The sequence below is a fragment of the Jannaschia sp. R86511 genome, assembly GCF_042466345.1.
Taxonomy (GTDB): Bacteria; Actinomycetota; Actinomycetes; order Actinomycetales; family JBBAYJ01; genus Aquipuribacter.
Window position 1 is genome coordinate 2,699,751 of the sequence record NZ_JAXHCD010000001.1, and the last position, 16,722, is coordinate 2,716,472.

General features: G+C 75.8%; 13 protein-coding genes. 3 read left to right on the top strand and 10 right to left on the bottom strand.

Annotation, left to right across the window (positions count from 1 at the left end; all coding sequences use genetic code 11):
* Window positions 1-136 precede the first annotated feature (136 nt).
* Window positions 137-1,237, top strand: coding sequence for a phosphatase PAP2 family protein (locus tag SJY06_RS12715; RefSeq protein ID WP_380167903.1), 1,101 nt, complete (start codon window positions 137-139; stop codon window positions 1,235-1,237).
* Here SJY06_RS12715 and lipB read toward each other — a convergent pair.
* Both lipB and SJY06_RS12725 read right to left on the bottom strand, forming a co-directional pair.
* Window positions 1,234-1,902: a lipoyl(octanoyl) transferase LipB gene (lipB, locus tag SJY06_RS12720; protein ID WP_380167904.1), complete on the bottom strand. Its 669-nt coding sequence runs from the start codon at window positions 1,900-1,902 to the stop codon at window positions 1,234-1,236. The genes SJY06_RS12715 and lipB overlap by 4 nt on opposite strands.
* Window positions 1,899-2,393, bottom strand: coding sequence for a MarR family winged helix-turn-helix transcriptional regulator (locus tag SJY06_RS12725; RefSeq protein WP_380167905.1), 495 nt, complete (start codon window positions 2,391-2,393; stop codon window positions 1,899-1,901). Before SJY06_RS12725 ends, lipB begins: the two co-directional genes overlap by 4 nt.
* Window positions 2,394-2,505: 112 nt before the next feature.
* On the opposite strand from SJY06_RS12725, the gene SJY06_RS12730 reads away from it, so the two are divergent.
* Window positions 2,506-5,019, top strand: a complete 2,514-nt coding sequence (locus SJY06_RS12730; protein WP_380167906.1) for an MMPL family transporter — start codon at window positions 2,506-2,508, stop codon at window positions 5,017-5,019.
* Window positions 5,020-5,070: 51 nt separating this feature from the next.
* Here the strand turns inward: SJY06_RS12730 and SJY06_RS12735 are convergent, their stop codons facing one another.
* Genes SJY06_RS12735 through SJY06_RS12750 form a run of 4 tightly spaced genes read right to left on the bottom strand, consistent with a single transcriptional unit; the run spans window position 5,071 to window position 9,062 of the window.
* Complete coding sequence (locus SJY06_RS12735) at window positions 5,071-5,841, bottom strand: adenosylcobinamide-GDP ribazoletransferase (protein ID WP_380167907.1); 771 nt, start codon at window positions 5,839-5,841, stop codon at window positions 5,071-5,073.
* The gene (gene cobT, locus SJY06_RS12740) at window positions 5,841-6,884 is read right to left on the bottom strand and encodes a nicotinate-nucleotide--dimethylbenzimidazole phosphoribosyltransferase (protein WP_380167908.1); all 1,044 of its coding nucleotides are present in this window, start codon (window positions 6,882-6,884) and stop codon (window positions 5,841-5,843) included. Before cobT ends, SJY06_RS12735 begins: the two co-directional genes overlap by 1 nt.
* A complete protein-coding gene (locus SJY06_RS12745) occupies window positions 6,881-7,615 on the bottom strand; it encodes a Type 1 glutamine amidotransferase-like domain-containing protein (RefSeq protein ID WP_380167909.1) in 735 nt (244 codons plus the stop codon). The genes cobT and SJY06_RS12745 overlap by 4 nt, the downstream gene beginning before the upstream one ends.
* A complete protein-coding gene (locus SJY06_RS12750) occupies window positions 7,605-9,062 on the bottom strand; it encodes an FAD-dependent oxidoreductase (RefSeq protein ID WP_380167910.1) in 1,458 nt (485 codons plus the stop codon). The genes SJY06_RS12745 and SJY06_RS12750 overlap by 11 nt, the downstream gene beginning before the upstream one ends.
* A 70-nt stretch (window positions 9,063-9,132) precedes the next feature.
* On the opposite strand from SJY06_RS12750, the gene SJY06_RS12755 reads away from it, so the two are divergent.
* Complete coding sequence (locus SJY06_RS12755) at window positions 9,133-10,602, top strand: protein kinase (protein ID WP_380167911.1); 1,470 nt, start codon at window positions 9,133-9,135, stop codon at window positions 10,600-10,602.
* 55 nt (window positions 10,603-10,657) lie between these two features.
* Here SJY06_RS12755 and SJY06_RS12760 read toward each other — a convergent pair whose 3' ends face one another.
* The 4 genes from SJY06_RS12760 to SJY06_RS12775 form a co-directional block, all read right to left on the bottom strand.
* Window positions 10,658-11,548 carry a TIGR01777 family oxidoreductase gene (locus tag SJY06_RS12760; RefSeq protein ID WP_380167912.1) on the bottom strand — a complete coding sequence of 297 codons (891 nt, stop codon included), beginning with the start codon at window positions 11,546-11,548 and terminating at the stop codon, window positions 10,658-10,660.
* Between the two features lie 4 nt (window positions 11,549-11,552).
* The gene (sucB, locus tag SJY06_RS12765) at window positions 11,553-13,592 is read right to left on the bottom strand and encodes a 2-oxoglutarate dehydrogenase, E2 component, dihydrolipoamide succinyltransferase (protein ID WP_380167913.1); all 2,040 of its coding nucleotides are present in this window, start codon (window positions 13,590-13,592) and stop codon (window positions 11,553-11,555) included.
* Between the two features lie 83 nt (window positions 13,593-13,675).
* Window positions 13,676-15,055, bottom strand: a complete 1,380-nt coding sequence (gene lpdA / locus SJY06_RS12770; RefSeq protein ID WP_380167914.1) for a dihydrolipoyl dehydrogenase — start codon at window positions 15,053-15,055, stop codon at window positions 13,676-13,678.
* Between the two features lie 81 nt (window positions 15,056-15,136).
* Window positions 15,137-16,657, bottom strand: a complete 1,521-nt coding sequence (locus SJY06_RS12775; protein WP_380167915.1) for a leucyl aminopeptidase — start codon at window positions 16,655-16,657, stop codon at window positions 15,137-15,139.
* Window positions 16,658-16,722 lie beyond the last annotated feature (65 nt).

A 16,722-nucleotide genomic window follows, 5' to 3' on the forward strand; every position in this document is an offset into this window, starting at 1 on the left:
TTGTCCATGTGTCGTTCGGCCCTCGTTCACTCGTGGTATCCGCACTGGTCAGCGCGTTGCGTTACGCGTCCGAGCCCGGAGGGCTGTACTTTTCGACACGATGGAGACGATTTTGGGGGAGCGTCAGGGCTCTCGCGTGCAGAGCCCGACGTGGCGCCGGCTGTACCTGGGCGGCGTCGTCGTCGCCCTGGCCTTCGGTGCCCTCACCCTCATCACGGCCGCGCTGGCCGATCTCCCGCTCCGGGACCCGGACGGGTTCCTCGGGCCGAGCTACGTCCGGCTGCCGCTGATCGGTCTGGCGATGGTCGCGCTGGACGTGGTGCCGCGCGTCGTGGCCCGGTTCGCCCGCGAACGGGACCTGGTCGCGGTCGTCCGGGACGTGCTGCGTGAGCGCCTGGCGCCGCGGCGGGTCGGGCTGATCTCGCTCGGCTTCGGCGTGTTCTACGTCTGCTACGTGTCCTACCGCAACCTCAAGAGCTTCCTGCCGTTCCTGCGCGACGAGCTGCACGACCCGTGGCTGGTCGAGTCGGACCGCTGGCTCGCCTTCGGCAGCCACCCGGGCGACATGCTCCACGAGCTGCTGGGCACCGGCGCCAGCGCGGGCCTGCTGTCGTTCGTCTACATGGCCTTCCTGCCTCTGGTGCCGCTGTCGCTGGCCGCGGCGCTGGTCTGGGGCGACAACGTCACGCGGGGCGCCTGGTACGCGCTGGCGCTCAGCCTGAACTGGGTGCTGGGCACCCTGACGTACTACCTCCTGCCGGCCCTCGGTCCCATCTACGTCGAGGCGTACCGGTTCACCGACCTGCCCGACACCGCGGTGGCGTCGCTGCAGGACGGGCTGTGGCGCAACCGGGTCGAGGTGATGGCGGACCCGTTCGCCACCTCGTCCGTGCACGGGGTCGCCGCCTTCGCCTCGCTGCACACCTCGATCACCCTGACCGCGGCGCTGCTGGTGACCATGACCCGCATGAACACGCTGGTGCAGTGGGTGACCTGGGGGTTCTTCGGCCTCACGGCCGTCGCGACCGTCTACTTCGGCTGGCACTACGTGCTCGACCTGTTCGCCGGTGCCCTGGTCGCCGTCGCGTCCGTGGCCCTGGCTCGGATGATGGTGGGCCGGGCCTCGGCGGCGTCCGCCGCGACCGGTCCGCCCCGGACGCGCGGACGGGCCGTGGACGCCTTCGGCGCCGACGGCACCGCGGTGAGCGCGACGACGGAGACCGGGGCGACCCGCTAGTCGCCGCGCGGCAGCGCCGCCAGGACCTCGCGCTCGACCAGGTCGAGCACGTCGGCGACGCGGACGGGCCGACCCAGCTCGGCCGTCAGCGACGTGACGCCCGCATCCGGGATGCCGCACGGCACGATCTGTGCGGCCCACGCCAGGTCGCAGTCGCAGTTGAGCGCGAAGCCGTGCATCGTCACGCCGCGGGCCACCCGGATGCCGATCGCCGCGACCTTGCGGTCCGTCCCGGACGGGCCGGCGGAGCCGTCGCCCCGGACCCAGACGCCCGAGCGGCCCTCGACGCGCTCGGTGGCCAGGCCCAGCTCGGCGCACACGGTGATGAGCGCACCTTCCAGCGCGCGGACGTAGGCGACCACGTCGATCGGGTCGGGCAGGCGCACCAGCGGGTAGCCCACCAGCTGGCCGGGACCGTGCCACGTGATGCGACCGCCCCGGTCCACGTCGACCACGGGCGTGCCGTCGGTGGGCCGGTCGTCCGGGTGCGTCCGCCGGCCCGCCGTGTACACGGCCTCGTGCTGCAGCAGCAGCAGCCGGCCCGCGCCGCCGTCGGCGACGAGCGCGTGCTCCTGCCGCTGCCGCTCCCAGCCGTCCAGGTAGGGCACCAGACCGGGCAGGCGGGTCACGGTGACCGGCTCGTGCTGCACCCCGGTGCCGCTCACGCCTGGTCCTCCCGCTCCAGCAGGGCCAGCAGGGCGGCGCGGAACGACGGCAGGTCGCAGTGCCGGGCGATGCGCTCGTCGACCAGCTCGAGGTCCAGCTGGGACTGCGCCACGGTGGTGAACGCCTCGCGGCCGCTGCCGGTCACGGACACGATGCGGCGGCGTCGGTCGGTGGCGTCCCGGGCGCGTTCGATGTGGCCCTGGCGCTCCAGCCGGTCCAGGGTCCGCGAGATGGTCTGGTCCTCGACCTTGGTCCGGCCGGCAATCTCGTGCTGGGACAGCGGCCCCGTCATCAGGTGGGCGATCACCCCGAAGCCCGCGTGGGTCAGGCCGTGGGCGGCCAGCCCCTCGTTCCAGCGCTGCTCGACCAGGCGTGCCGCGGTGGACAGCAGCCGCCCGGTGGCCCAGCGTCGGGGGTCGTCCCCGCTCTCGGCTGCGGTGTCCCGGGGCCGGGCGGTCGGCATCAGCTGCTCCGGTCGGCGTCGAACCACCCGGTCAACGGTAGTCCGTGGCTCCGGAGATGACGTGGGGGGTGCACGCGTCATACCCTACGCCTGCTGATGGTTCGTGTACGAACAACCAACGAGAACGAGGTAGGTCACCGTGCCCGTCGACCCCCACACCCACCGGGCCGAGCCCGTGCAGGACCGGGACCGGACCAGGGGCCGGCTGCGCTGGCTCCTGCCCGCCGTCCTGCTCGTCGTGTGGCTGGCCGTCGCGGCCGTGGGCGGGCCGTTCCAGGGCCGCCTGGCCGAGGTGCAGGAGAACGACGCCGCGGCGTTCCTGCCCGACGGCGTGGAGTCCACCGAGGTGAGCGAGCTCGCCGCCGGGTTCAGCGACGACGAGACGTTCCCCGCCTTCGTCGTCGTCGAGTCCGAGGACGGGCCGCTCACCCCGGAGCAGCTGGAGGGGGTCGCCGGCTTCGCCGCCTCGCTGCCCGACCTGACCGTGCCGGTCGGCACCGCCGAGCAGGACCTGCCCGACGTCGTGCTCGGAGACTTCCTCGTAGAGCCCGACCCGGCGGCGGCGCAGGGTCCCGGCGGCGGCGGTCCGGTGGCGGTCGTGCCCTCGGAGGACGGCGAGGCCGTCCTGCTGCTGCTGCCCTTCGACGCGGCCGCGGTCGAGGAGCCGCTGGCCGACGGCGAGACGGCCGTCGGGGTCCTGGTCGAGGCGGTGCGCGACGCGGACGGCGAGGGCCTGCCGGACGGGCTCCGGAGCTACGTGGCCGGGCCCGCGGGCGCCAGCGCCGACTTCGTCGAGGCCTTCGGCGAGATCGACGGGATCCTGCTCGGCGTCGCGCTGGCGGCGGTGCTGGTCATCCTGCTGCTGGTGTACCGCAGCCCTGCGCTGCCGTTCCTGGTCATCTTCTCCTCGGTGTTCGCCCTCGCCGCGGCCAGCGTCGTCGTGTACTTCCTCGCCCGGGAGGGGGTCGTCGACCTCAACGGGCAGTCGCAGGGGATCCTCTTCATCCTCGTCGTGGGGGCGGCCACCGACTACGCCCTGCTGCTGGTCGCCCGCTACCGCGAGGAGCTGCGCCGCCACGACGACCGCTACCGCGCCATGCGGATCGCCTGGCGACGGGCGTTCGAGCCCATCGTGGCCTCCGGCAGCACCGTCGTCCTCGGTCTGCTGTGCCTGCTGCTGTCCGACCTGGGCAGCAACCGGGGCCTGGGGCCCGTGGCCTCGGTCGGCATCGTCACCGCGATGCTGTCCGCGCTCACCTTCCTGCCCGCCGCGCTGCTGCTGCCGGGCCCGCTGGTGGCCCTGCTCGCCGTGGGGGCGGGCGCCGGCGTGCCGGCCCTGGCTGGGCTGCTGCTGGGGGCCGACACCCCGGTGGTGCTCGCGCTGGCCCTGGTGGGCGGCCTGGCCGGGCTGGCGCTCACCGTGCTGGTGGGCCTGCGGCTGCGGGCGCGGGGGCGCCGTCGGGCGGCGGCGGGGGAGCCGGTCGAGCAGGGCCGCTGGGTGTTCTGGCCCTCCGAGCCGCACCTGGGCAGCCCCGACAGCAGCTCGACGGGCGTGTGGGCCCGGCTGGCCCGCACCATCGGGCGTCGGCCCCGCCGGGTCTGGGTGTCCACCGTGGTCGTGCTGGGGGCCCTGGCGGCGTTCCTGCCGCTGCTGGACGCCGACGGCGTGGCGCAGTCCGACGTGTTCCTCGTCGAGGTGGAGTCGGTGTCCGGTGGCGAGGTGCTGGCCGAGCACTTCCCGGCCGGGTCGGACCAGCCCACCCTGGTCGTGGCCCCCGAGGCCGACGCCGACGCGGTGCTGGAGCTCGTCGCGGCCCGCAACGGGGTGGAGTCCGCCGACCTGACGCGGGAGCCGGGTCCCGACCCGGCGAGCCCCGGGGACCCCGTCGTCGTCGACGGGCTGGTGCAGGTCGAGGCCGTGCTCGCCGACCCCTCGGACTCCCTGGCCGCGCAGGCCACGGTGGAGCAGCTGCGGGCGGACCTGGACCAGGTCAGCCCGGACGCCCTGGTGGGCGGGGCGACGGCGCAGCAGCTGGACGTGCTCGACGTGTCCACCGCCGACCTCTACCGGATCATCCCCGTGGTCCTGGTCGTGATCTTCGTGGTCCTGGCGCTGCTGCTGCGCAGCATCGTGGCCCCGGCGCTGATCCTGGCCGCCAACATCCTGTCCTTCGCGGCGACGCTGGGGGCCTCGGCGCTGGTCTTCCGCTACGTCTTCGACTTCCCGGGCGCGGACCCGGCGGTGCCGCTGTTCGGCTTCGTGTTCCTGGTCGCGCTGGGGATCGACTACTCGATCTTCCTGATGACCCGGGTGCGCGAGGAGTCGCAGCGGATCGGGACCCGACCGGGGATCCTGGCGGGGCTGTCGGTGACGGGCGGGGTCATCACCTCGGCGGGCATCGTGCTCGCGGCCACCTTCGCCGCCCTCGGCGTGCTGCCGATCCTGTTCCTGGCCCAGATCGCGTTCATCGTGTCCTTCGGGGTGCTGCTGGACACGTTCGTGGTCCGGTCGCTGCTCGTGCCCGCCCTGGGCTACGAGATCGGCCGCCGGATCTGGTGGCCGCACCGGATGTCGCGGGCGGACGCCCCGGGCGAGCTCGCGGCGCAGGCCCACGGCCGCCACGTCGAGGCGCAGCCGGCCGCGACCGGCTGAGGCCACCGGACGGGCGGGGGGTTGCGGACCCCCGCCCGGCCCCGGGCGGTGTCAGAGGGCCGTGAGCACGGCCAGCGCCGCGAGCAGGGCCACCTCGACGCCGGCACCCAGCACGTCACCGGTCAGCCCGCCGAGGCGGCGGTGCGCGTGGACCGCGAGCCCGGCGGCGGCGACGAGCCCGGCGACGACGGCCAGGGCGGCCGGCCAGCCGGCGCCCAGCAGACCCAGCGCGCCCAGCAGGGCCGCGGGCGCCCAGCAGACCGAGCGGGGGACCGAGCCCAGCACGCCTGCGCCCAGCCCGCTGCGCTGGGCCGGCCGGGTGCCGACCGCGGTCAGCAGGGCCAGCACGGCCCGCGAGCCGGCCCAGGCCAGGGTCAGCAGGCCGACCACCGCCCACCACGGGTGCCCGGCACCGGCCACGGCGGCGACGGCCGTGGCCTGACCCGCCAGCACCAGGACCAGCACGGTGGCCCCGGCCGGTCCGACGTCGCCCCGGTGCATCACCTCCAGGGCCCGCTCCGGGGTGTGCCCCGCGGTCAGGCCGTCGGCGGTGTCGGCGAGCCCGTCCAGGTGCAGGAACCGGGTCAGCAGCACCCCCACCCCCACGGCCACGAAGCCCACCGGCAGCGGGGCCAGGCCGAGCGCCAGCAGCAGCGCGGTCGTGGCCCCGACCGCCAGGCCGAGCAGGGCGCCGGGCAGCAGGGCGGCCGTCATGGCCACCGCGGCCGCGTCCCGGTCCACCACCGTCGGGGCCCGGACCGGCAGCAGCGTCAGGGTGCCGAAGGACAGCCGCAGCCCGTCCCGCAGCGCGCCGGGCCGCATCAGCCCGGCAGCAGGTCGGCCAGCAGCGCGGTCTCCGCCAGCAGCGTGGCGGCCGCCCCCAGCAGCGGCAGCGCCAGCAGCGCCCCGCTGCCCTCGCCCAGGCGCATCCCCAGGTCCAGCAGGGGCTCCAGGCCCAGGGCGGCCAGCGCCGGGGCGTGGGCCGGCTCGGCCGAGCGGTGACCCGCCGCGAACCAGGCCGCGGTGCCGGGGGCGAGACGCTCGGCGACCAGGGCCGCAGCGGTGACGACGACCCCGTCGAGCAGCACCGGGGTGCGCCGGGCCGCGGCCTGCAGCTGGATGCCGGCCATGCAGGCCAGGTCGGCGCCGCCGAGCGCACCCAGCAGGGCCCGGGGGTCGGTGCCGTACCGGGTCAGGGCCCGGTCCACGGCCGCGGCGACGACGTCGGCCTTGCGGTGCAGCCCCGAGTCGTCCACGCCCGTGCCCCGGCCGGTGGCGGCCCGGGGGTCCAGGCCCAGCATCGCCGCCACCAGGGCGGCCGACGGCGTGGTGTTGCCGATGCCCATGTCGCCCACGACGAGCAGGTCGGCCCCGGCGTCGACTGACTCGTCGGCGATCCGGCGCCCGGCCGCCAGCGCCGCGTCCAGCTCATCCGTCGACAGGGCGTCCTCGGTGTCGATCGACCCCGACGAGCGGCGCACCTTGTGCTCGGTCAGGCGGGCGTCCGTGCCCGCGGGCCAGTCGACGTCGACGGCCAGGTCGTGGGTGCGCACGTGCACGCCCTGCTGCCGGGCCAGCACGGTCGCCGCGGCGCCGCCGTCGACGAAAGCGCCGACCATCAGCGGCGTGACGGCGGCCGGGAAGGCGGACACGCCCCGCGCCGTCACCCCGTGGTCCCCGGCCACCACGTGCAGGTGCACCGCGCTCGGCGGGGCGGGGCAGGCCTGACCGCGGACCCCGGCCCACCAGACGGCCAGGGCGCCGACCCGACCGAGGGCGCCCGGCGGGGTGGCCAGCGCGGCCAGCCGCGCCGCGGCGGTCGCGGTGGCGTCGGCGTCGGGGCGCGGGGGAGCGGCCCAGGTCACCGCCGGACGTCCCGGACGTCGAGGCGCTCCTCGACCGCGGCGCCCGAGCCGTCCCGCTCGACCACGTAGGCCCCGGCGCCGTCCCGCTCCACGACGGCCTCGACCAGCTCGGTGCCGCGGTAGACCAGCCCGGCGCCGTCGTCGGTGCAGTACGTGCGGCCCAGGGTGCCGTCCGCCACCAGGGCGTGCACCAGCGGCCGCCGGCGGGCCTCGGAGTCGTAGTGGACGCCGTTGTCGTAGGGGATCAGCCCCAGCCCGTTCGTCACCGGGTCCAGGCCGGGACCGAAGGAGTCGGTCGTCCCGCCGGTGTGCCAGCAGATCGAGCCGGCGCTGACCCCGCCGAGCACGACCCCCGCCTCCCAGACCTGACGCATGACGCGGTCCAGGCCGTGGGCCCGCCAGACGGCCAGCAGGTTGACCACGGAACCGCCGTTGACCCACACGACGTCGGCGTCCAGCAGGTGCCCGGCCACGTCGTCGACGCTGGGCATCGGGAACAGCGACAGGTTGGTCGTCTCCACCCCGGCCGCGCGACCGGCCTCCAGCACCCAGGCGTTCCAGTGGCCCTGGTCGCCGCCGGCCGTGCCCAGGTGGGTCAGCCGGGGCGTGCGGCCGTGCACGCCGGACAGGTCCAGGCAGTGCTGGATCAGCGGGCCGAACGCGATCCGGGTGCGGTGCCCGGGGACCCACCCCCCGGACGTCGCGACGATGGTCGGTGCGTCAGCGGGCACGGCTGGCCTCCGGGTCGGTGCTGGTGGGGGCGGGTCGGTCCGCGGCGCCGGGTCGCCCGGCCGCGGCCGGGTGCAGGCCGAGGTGCGCGAGCACGGCCCGGGCCCCGCGCCGGCCGGACACCAGCGCCCCCTGGATGGACGGGGTGTCGCGGTGGTCGCCGACGACGAATCGGCCGTCGGTCAGGTCGACGGGGCGCCGCACGTCCAGCGGGGGGACGGTGCGCGGCAGGGCGTGCGGGATCTCGTGGACGGCCACCACCCGGCCCAGGGCGGCGGCGTCGGTGCCCACGGCGCGGGCGGCCTGGGCGCGCACCTGCGTGAGCGCCGCGTCCCGCTCGTCCCCCAGGGTGCCCAGCACGGTGGTGGCGACGAGGTCGCTGCGGCCGTGCAGGGACGTGGGCAGGTAGCCCGGGGCGCTGCGGTTGACCACGACGGTGTTGACCAGGCCGTGGCGGCGCAGGTGGGACCGGTCGCCGTCCACGTGCAGGTAGGGGCCACGCCGACCGACGTCGAGCGGCTCGTCGCTGAGGTGCCAGACGGTGGTCAGGCCCTTGTCGGGGGCGGCGGGACGGTCGAGCAGGGCGGCGGCCGACCGGGCCTCGCCGGCCACCACCACGGTGGCGGCCACCAGCTGGAAGTCCCCCTCGGCGTGCGTGCCGTGCACCGCCCAGCGGTCCCCGGTCGGGGTCAGGGACTGCACCCGGGCCCGGGTGCGCACGGACCCGGCCGGCAGGGGCACGGCGACCGCGTCGGAGAACGCCTGCATGCCGCCGGTGGGCAGGCCCGGGGCCGCCCCCAGCCCGGCCCGGGCGAACGAGCGGAGCAGCAGGTCGACGTAGCGTCGCGAGGTGGTGCCCGCCGCGTCGGCCAGCGTCCCGGTCAGGAACGGCTCCACCACGTGCCGGCGCAGCGGCCCGTCCAGCCCGGCCGCGTCGAAGGCCGCGTGCCAGCCGGTGTCGGGGGCCTGCTCCAGCCGCCGTGCGGGCAGCAGCAGGGCCCTGGTCACCAGGCGCAGCAGCCCCAGCAGGTCCCCGGCGTCCAGCAGCCCCGAGCGCAGGATGCCCGGCAGCGCGTCGGGCCGGCGCAGCGGGTCGGCGAGCAGGGTCCGGGTCGTCGGGGCGTCCCCCCGCGCGACGACGACCCCGGCGCCCAGGGCCTGCAGGCGCAGCGCGTCCACGTCGACGAACCACGGCAGCACCGGGTAGGTGGGGTTGAGCAGCTGGAAGCCGCGGTCGACCAGCACGCCGTCGACGTCGTCGGTGCGCACCCGGCCACCCACGCCGTCGTCGGCCTCGAGGACCACGACGTCCAGGCCGCTGCCCATCAGCCCGCGGGCGCAGGCCAGGCCGGCCAGGCCCGCCCCCACGACCACGACGTCGGCGGTCCGCGGGACCCCGGAGGCGTCGACGGGGCCGGGGCGGGCGGGGGGCGTGTCGCGGTCGGGCACGACAGCACCGTAGCCGCCTGCCTGTGGACGGCGCCTGCGGGCGGGGGGCCGGCCGTGGTGGCATCGGGGGATGACGCAGCGTGCGGGGTACGACGAGCCGTCGGCACCGGCGGCCGAGGCGGGGCGCGTGGTCGCGGGGGTGCGGCTGCGCGAGCTGGTGGGCCGAGGGTCGACGGGGCAGGTCTGGGCGGGCACGGACCTGTCCGACGGCTGCCGGGTCGCGGTCAAGCTGCTCGACGCCGGGCCGGAGCCGGCCGACGTCGCCCTCGCCCAGGGGCTGCGGCACCCGCACGTGCTGGCGGTGCTGCGGGTGCAGCAGGACCCGCCGGCCGTGGTGACGCCCCTGGCCGGTGGCGGGTCGCTGGCCGCGCAGGTGGCCGCGCGCGGCGGCCTGGGCCCGGGGGAGGTGGTCACGGTCCTGGCCCCGCTGGCCGACGCCCTGGCGTGGCTGCACGCCCGCGGGGTCGTGCACGGCGACGTCAGCGCGACCAACGTGCTGTTCGTGGAACGGGGTCGCCCGGTGCTCGCCGACCTGGGCTCGGCCCGTCTGGCCGGTACCGGCCACGCGGTGGCCACCCCGGGGTTCGCGGCCCCCGAGGTCGTGGCGGGCGCCGAGCCCACGCCGGCCTCCGACGTGCACGGCCTGGCCGCGGTGGGCTGGCTCGCCCTGACCGGGCACCTGCCGGTCCACGCCGAGGACCGGCTGCCGTTGCGGCTGCTGGTCCCGGACTGCCCCGAGGCGCTCGTCGAGGCGGTGCTGCGGGGCCTGGACCCCGACCCGGCCGCCCGGCCCGGGCCGGCAGAGCTGGCCGCGCTGGTCCGTTCGGCCGCCCGGCCCGAGCCGGTCGGGCTGGTGCCGTCGGCCGCGGTGGGCGTCCGACCGGAGGAGGCGGTCACCTACCGGGTGCGCCAGGCGGCCCGCGCCGACGACGCCCGTCCCCGTCGCGGGCGGGTGCGGTTGCGGGTGCGGTTGCGGGGGCGGTTGCGGTTGCGGTCGCGGGTCGTCGCGACGGCCGTGGGTGCTGCCACGGCGGTGGCCGCGGCGGTGGTGCTGGTGCTGGCCGTCGGCGGTGGCTCGTCCGGGGTGCTGCCGGGCGGTGGGGATACGCCGGGACCACCGGGCGCCGACGACGTGGTGGCCGCGGGCGACCGGTCGGCGGCGGGCACCGGGGCCGTTGGGGCGGCCTCGCCGACGCCGGAGCTGGTGGCCGGACTGGTGGCCGCGCGGCAGGCGGCGCTGCGCAGCGGTGACGTCACCCGCCTCGATCGGGTCCACCACCCGGACGGCCGCACGCTGGGCGCCGACCGCGCCCTGCTGGCGGCCGGTCCCGTGGCCGTCACCTACCGCGTGCTGGCCGTCGACCCCGTCCCGGCCGACCCCGTGGGCACGTCCGGGGCCGCGGCGCCGGACGAGCCGTGGCGGGCGTCGGTGCGGCTCAGCACCGCCCTGGGCCTCGACCCGGCCGTGACGGAGGAGGTCGTGGTGGAGCTGGGGCGCCATGAGGGTCGCTGGCTGCTCCGTGCGGTCGACGACGGCTGAGACCGGCCGGGCGGTGCGAGGAGCCCCGGTCGGCGCTGCGACCGGGGCGGGGCGGCTACTGCTCGGCGAGCCAGCCGGCCGCGTGGTCGAGGTCGGCGTGGACGAAGTCGAACCCGGCCTCGGACAGCGTCTGCGGCACCATCCGCTGGCTGGAGGTGACGTCGTCGGCGAACTCACCGAGCACCACCCGCAGCGCGAACCCGGGCACGGGGACCAGGGCCGGACGGCCCAGGGCGCGGGCCACCGCCTTGGTGACGTCGACGTTGCGCGCCGGGTGGGGGGTGCCGAGGTTGACCGGGCCGGACACGTCGGCGTCGAGCAGGAACTCGATGGCCCGCACCTCGTCCACCAGGGTGATCCACGGCCACCACATCCGGCCGTCACCGATCGGGCCGCCCAGCCCGGCCTTGATGATGGGCAGCAGCCGGCCGAAGGCCCCGCCCCCGGGTGCCATCACCAGGCCGGTGCGCAGCAGGGCGGTCCGGATGCCGGCGTCGGCCGCGGGCTGCGCCTCGGCCTCCCAGGCCACCACCACGTCGGACAGGAACCCCTCGCCGCGGGCGCTGCTCTCCAGCAGCACCTCCTCGCCCCGGTCGCCGTAGTAGCCGACGGCCGACCCGGACAGCAGCACGGACGGCCGAGGATCCAGCTGGAGCATGGCCTGGACGATGGTGCGGGTGCTGTCGACGCGGGAGCGCACGATGGTCTGCTTGTAGGCGTCGGTCCAGCGCTTGTCGCCCACGCCGGCCCCGGCCAGGTGGACCACCGCGTCGGTGCCCGCCAGCCCGGCGAGGTCGACCGTGCCCTCGGTCGGGTCCCAGGTCACCTCGTCCTCGGCCGTCGCCGGGCGCCGGACCAGCCGGACCACGTCGTGCCCCGCCGCACACAGCGACGGCACCAGCGCGGACCCGATCAGCCCGGACGCACCGGTGACGGCGACCTTCACCGGCTCAGAGCCCCAGGGCGGACTCGAAGGCGCCGTCCTCGAGCCGCTGCTTCATCGCGGACAGGAACCGGGCGGCGTCCGCCCCGTCGACGATGCGGTGGTCGTAGGACAGGGCCAGGTACACCATCGACCGCACCGCGATCGACTCGTTGCCCTCGCTGTCGGTGACCACCGTGGGCCGCTTGACGACCGCGCCCGTGCCCAGGATGGCGACCTGGGGCTGGTTGAGGATGGGCGTGTCGAACAGGGCGCCCCGGCTGCCGGTGTTGGTCAGCGTGAAGGTGCCGCCGCTGAGGTCGTCCGGGCTGATGGAGTTGGTGCGGGTCCGCTCCGCCAGCTCGGCGATCTTGCGCGCGAGCCCGGCGATGTTCAGGTCGCCGGCGTCCTTGATGACGGGCACCAGCAGGCCGCGCTCGGTGTCCACGGCCATGCCCAGGTGCTCCGCACCGTGGTAGACGATCTCGTCGCCGTCGATGCTGGAGTTCACCACCGGGTAGGCCTTGAGCGCCTCGACGGCGGCCAGGGCGAAGAACGGCAGGAACGACAGCTTGACGCCCTCGCGCTCGAGGAACCGACCCTTGGCGCGCTGCCGCAGGGCCGCGACGCGGGTGACGTCGACCTCGACCACGGTGGTCAGCTGGGCCGACACCTGCAGGGACTCGACCATGCGCTGGGCGATGACCTTGCGCAGCCGGGACATCTTCTCCCGGGTGCCGCGCTTGGGGGAGACCTCGGTCCGGGGGGCCGCAGCCGCCGGGGCGGCCGGGGCCTGCGCCGGCGTCTCGGGGGCCGGGGCCGACGGCTCCGGCTGCGCGGCGGCCTTCTCGGCGGCCTCGGCCGCGGCGAGCACGTCCTGACGGCGGATCCGACCGCCCACCCCGGAGCCGGACAGCGAGGAGAGGTCGACGCCCTTCTCCGCGGCCAGCTTGCGGACGATGGGGGTGATGTAGCCGCTGCTGTCGCCGCCGGACACGGCCGCCATGCCGGTCGAGGAGCCCGACGACTGTGTGCCCTCGTCACCCTGGCCCTGCTCGCTGCCGGTGGTGGTCGGGGAGGTGTCCAGCGCCGTGGGCTGGGGCACCTGCGCCTCGGGCGAGGAGTACTGCCCCGCGGAGCTCTGCTCGGCGTCGGTCGCGTCGCCGCCCTGGTCCTGGCTCGACTGCTCGTCCTGGCCGGACGGCTCGTCCTTCGTGGGGGGCTGCTCGGCAGCCGCGTCCTCGGCGTCGGCCGCGGGGGCGTCCTCGGTCGAGCCGGTGTCCTCCGCCGAGCCCGTGTCCTGGGCCGGCGCGGAGCCGGCGGCGGACGGGTCGCCCACGACCACGAGCGGGGCGCCGACCTCGGCGGTCTCGTCCTCGGCCACGATGATCCGCAGCACGGTGCCGGCCACGGGGGACGGGATCTCGGTGTCGACCTTGTCGGTCGCGACCTCGACGATGGGCTCGTCGACCTCGACCGTGTCACCCTCGGCCTTGAGCCAGCGGGTGATGGTGCCCTCGGTGACGGACTCGCCGAGCGCCGGCATGACGATCTCGGTGCCGGCGTCGCCCTGCTGGGTGTCGGCGGACGGCTTCTCGGCCGGCGCGTCGGCAGCGGTGCTGGGCGTCTCGGACGGCTCGTCGGCGTCCTCGGCCTTCACCTCGTCCTGGCCCGCGTCGGAGCCCTCGGACCCGTCGGAGCCCTCGGACCCGTCGCTGCCGGAGTCCTGCTGGGCCGGCAGGTCGGACCCGGAGGCCTCGCCGGAGGACTCGGCCTCGTCGGAGCTGCCGGAGTCGTCGGACCCGGAGTCGCCGGACCCGCCCGCCTCGGACTCCTCGCCGATGACGGCCAGCTGGGAGCCGACCTCGGCGGTCTCGTCCTCGTCGACGCTGATCTCCAGGAGGGTCCCCGCGAACGGGGACGGGATCTCGGTGTCGACCTTGTCGGTCGCGATCTCGACCAGGGGCTCGTCCTGCTCCACCCGGTCACCGACCTGCTTGAGCCATCGGGTGACCGTGCCTTCGGTGACGCTCTCACCGAGGGGCGGCATGTTGACCGGGTTCGCCATGTCTGGTCGTCCTCCGTCGTTCGTGCGGTGCGGGAGTGGGCTGGCTCCTGCGGAGCCGTGGGTCGGGCCGGGGCCCGGGTGGGTCAGGAGTGCGCGTGCAGGGGCTTGCCGGCCAGGGCCAGGTGGGCCTCGCCCATCGCCTCGTTCTGGGTCGGGTGCGCGTGGATCAGGGCGGCCACGTCCTCGGGGTAGGCCTCCCAGTTGACGATCAGCTGGCCCTCGCCGATCTGCTCGCCCATCCGGGCGCCGACGGCGTGGACCCCGATGACCGGGCCGTCGACCTCGCGCACCAGCTTGATGAAGCCGGCCGTGCCGAGGATCTGGCTCTTGCCGTTGCCGCCGAGGTTGTACTCGTAGGTGGACACCTTGTCCTCGCCGAGCTTCTCCTTGGCCTGCGCCTCGGTGAGGCCGACCGAGGCGATCTCGGGCTCGGAGTAGGTGACCCGGGGCACCATCGAGTCGATGACCGGCTGGGGGTTCAGGCCCGCGATCTCCTCGGCCACGAAGATGCCGTGGGCGAAGCCGCGGTGGGCCAGCTGCAGGCCGGGGACGATGTCGCCGACCGCGAACACGCCGTCGACGCCGGTGCGGAGCCGCTCGTCGGTGGGGACGAAGCCGCGGTCGACCGTCACGCCCGCCTCCTCGTAGCCGAGGCCCTCGGTGACGGGCCCGCGGCCCACGGCGACCATCAGGTAGTCGGCGCGCAGCTCCTCGCCGGACTCCAGCGTCACGGTCACGCCGTCGTCGTCCTGCGTTGCCCCGGTGAACCGGACCCCGGTCTTGAAGGCGATCCCGCGCTTGCGGTAGGCGCGCTCGAAGGCCTTGGAGATGGCCTCGTCCTCGGCGGCCACGAGCCGCGGCAGGGCCTCGACGATGGTGACGTCGGCGCCGAAGGAGCGCCAGACGCTGGCGAACTCGACGCCGATGACGCCGCCGCCCAGCACGATGACGCTGCCCGGGACGTGGTCCAGGGCCAGGGCGCCGTCGCTGTTGAGGACGCGGCCACCGACCTCCAGGCCCGGCAGGGTGCGGGGGTAGGAGCCGGTGGCCAGGACGACGTTCTTGCCGGCCAGCCGGCGGCCCTCGACCTCGACGACCTTGGGCTCGACCAGGCGGCCGGTGCCCTCGACGTAGGTGACCTTGCGGCTCTTCACCAGGCCCTGCAGGCCCTTGTAGAGCCGGCCCACGACGCCCTCGCGGTACTTGGTCACCGCGGGGACGTCGACGCCCTCGAGGGTGGCCTTGACGCCGTAGCTCTCGCTGTCACGGGCGGAGTCCGCCACCTCCGCCGCGTGCAGCAGCGCCTTGGTGGGGATGCAGCCGCGGTGCAGGCAGGTGCCGCCCAGCTTGTCCTTCTCGACCAGGGCCACCGAGAGCCCCAGCTCGGCGCCGCGCAGGGCGGCCGCGTAGCCACCGCTGCCCCCGCCGAGGATGACGACGTCGAACTCTTCCTGCTCAGCCACGTGCTGCTCCTCGTACCTCGCTGCGTCGCGTGCTCACGGTCGCGTCTGCCCGCGTCCCGCTCGGTCTGTCATCCAACCACCTCAACGGGCGCGTGCCTCGAGCAGGCGCACCAGCGTGGCGACGGCGGCCCCGGTGCCGCCCTTGTGGACGTGGTCGTAGGCGCCGGACTCGTTGAACGCCGGGCCCGCGATGTCGACGTGGGCCCAGGGCAGCGGGGCGCCGTCGCGCTCGGCCACGAACTCCTGCAGGAACAGCCCTGCGGTGAGCATCCCGCCGTCGCGCGAGCTCGCCACGTTGGCGATGTCGGCGACGGTGGAGTCCAGGCCGCGGCGCAGGTGCGCGGGCAGCGGCATGGGCCACATCTGCTCGCCCGCCTCGCCCGCGCCGTGCAGCAGCTCGCTGCGCAGCGACTCGTCGTTGCCCATCACGCCGGACACCCGACCGCCGAGCGCGACGACCTGCGCGCCGGTCAGGGTCGCGACGTCGATGACGGCGTCGGGCGACACCTCGGCCGCCGTGACCAGCGCGTCGGCGAGGACCAGCCGACCCTCGGCGTCGGTGTTGAGCACTTCGACCGTGGTGCCGCCGTACATCGTGATGACGTCGCTGGGCCGCTGCGCGGACCCGGACGGCATGTTCTCGGCCAGGGCGAGGTAGCCCGTCACGGCCACGGGCAGACCGAGCCGGGCGGCGGCGACCACGGTGGCCAGCACGGCGGCCGCCCCGGCCATGTCGGCCTTCATGCCGGGCATGCCGGCCGGCGGCTTGAGGGACAGCCCGCCGGAGTCGAAGGTGATGCCCTTGCCGACCAGGGCGACGTGGCCCTTGGCGCGGCTGGGGGCGTAGGTGAGGGTGACCAGGCGCGGCGGGCGGGTCGAACCCATGCCGACGGCGAGGATGCCGCCGTAGCCCTTGCGGGCCAGCTGCTTCTCGTCCAGCACCGACACCTTGAAGGGCAGCTGCTTGGCCAGCTCCTGGGCGCGGTCGGCCACGGCGGCGGGGGTCAGGTCCAGCGGGGAGGTGTTGACCAGGTCGCGGCACAGCCCGACGGCGTCGGCCAGGACGGCGCCGGTGTCGACGGCGGCCTTGGTCGCCTTGTCGCGGCGGCCGGCGGCGTGGACCAGGACCTCGTCGACCAGGGTGGGGGTCTCACCGGTCTTGTAGGTGCGGAAGCGGTAGGCACCCAGCAGGGCCCCCTCGGTCGCCGCCCGCACCTGCTCGTCGTCGTCGGCGGGCAGCACGAGCAGGACCGTGGCGGCCTTGGTGACCGCCCGCAGCGCCGCGCCCGCGGCCCGGCGCACCACGTCGGGGTCGACGGCGCCGTCGTCGGTCTCGCCGAGCCCGACCAGGACGACCTGCTCGACCTCGAGGCCCTCGACCCCGGGCAGGCGCAGCGTGTGCGAGGCCTTGCCGGTGAAGTCCAGCGCCTCGGCGGCGGCCTCGAGGGCGTGCACGCTGTCGGCCGGCAGGTCGTCCACCGCCACGGCGGCACCGTCGGGTCCGCTCACCATCCCGACGACGGCGGCGTCGGCGCGGACCGACGACAGCTTCTTGCTGCTCAGCGTGGCGCTGGGGACGGGGGTGTGGTCAGCAGTGCTCACAGGGCTCCTCGGTCGGCCCGCCTCGAGGGCGGGCGGGTACACGGTCGGCGCGGGAGCCGGGCACC

Bases quoted from the DNA above. Each gene is read 5' to 3' on its own strand.
- sucB (WP_380167913.1), bottom strand. From the start codon at position 13,592: ATGGCGAACCCGGTCAACATGCCGCCCCTCGGTGAGAGCGTCACCGAA.
- SJY06_RS12735 (WP_380167907.1), bottom strand. From the start codon at position 5,841: ATGCGGCCCGGCGCGCTGCGGGACGGGCTGCGGCTGTCCTTCGGCACC.
- SJY06_RS12755 (WP_380167911.1), top strand. From the start codon at position 9,133: ATGACGCAGCGTGCGGGGTACGACGAGCCGTCGGCACCGGCGGCCGAG.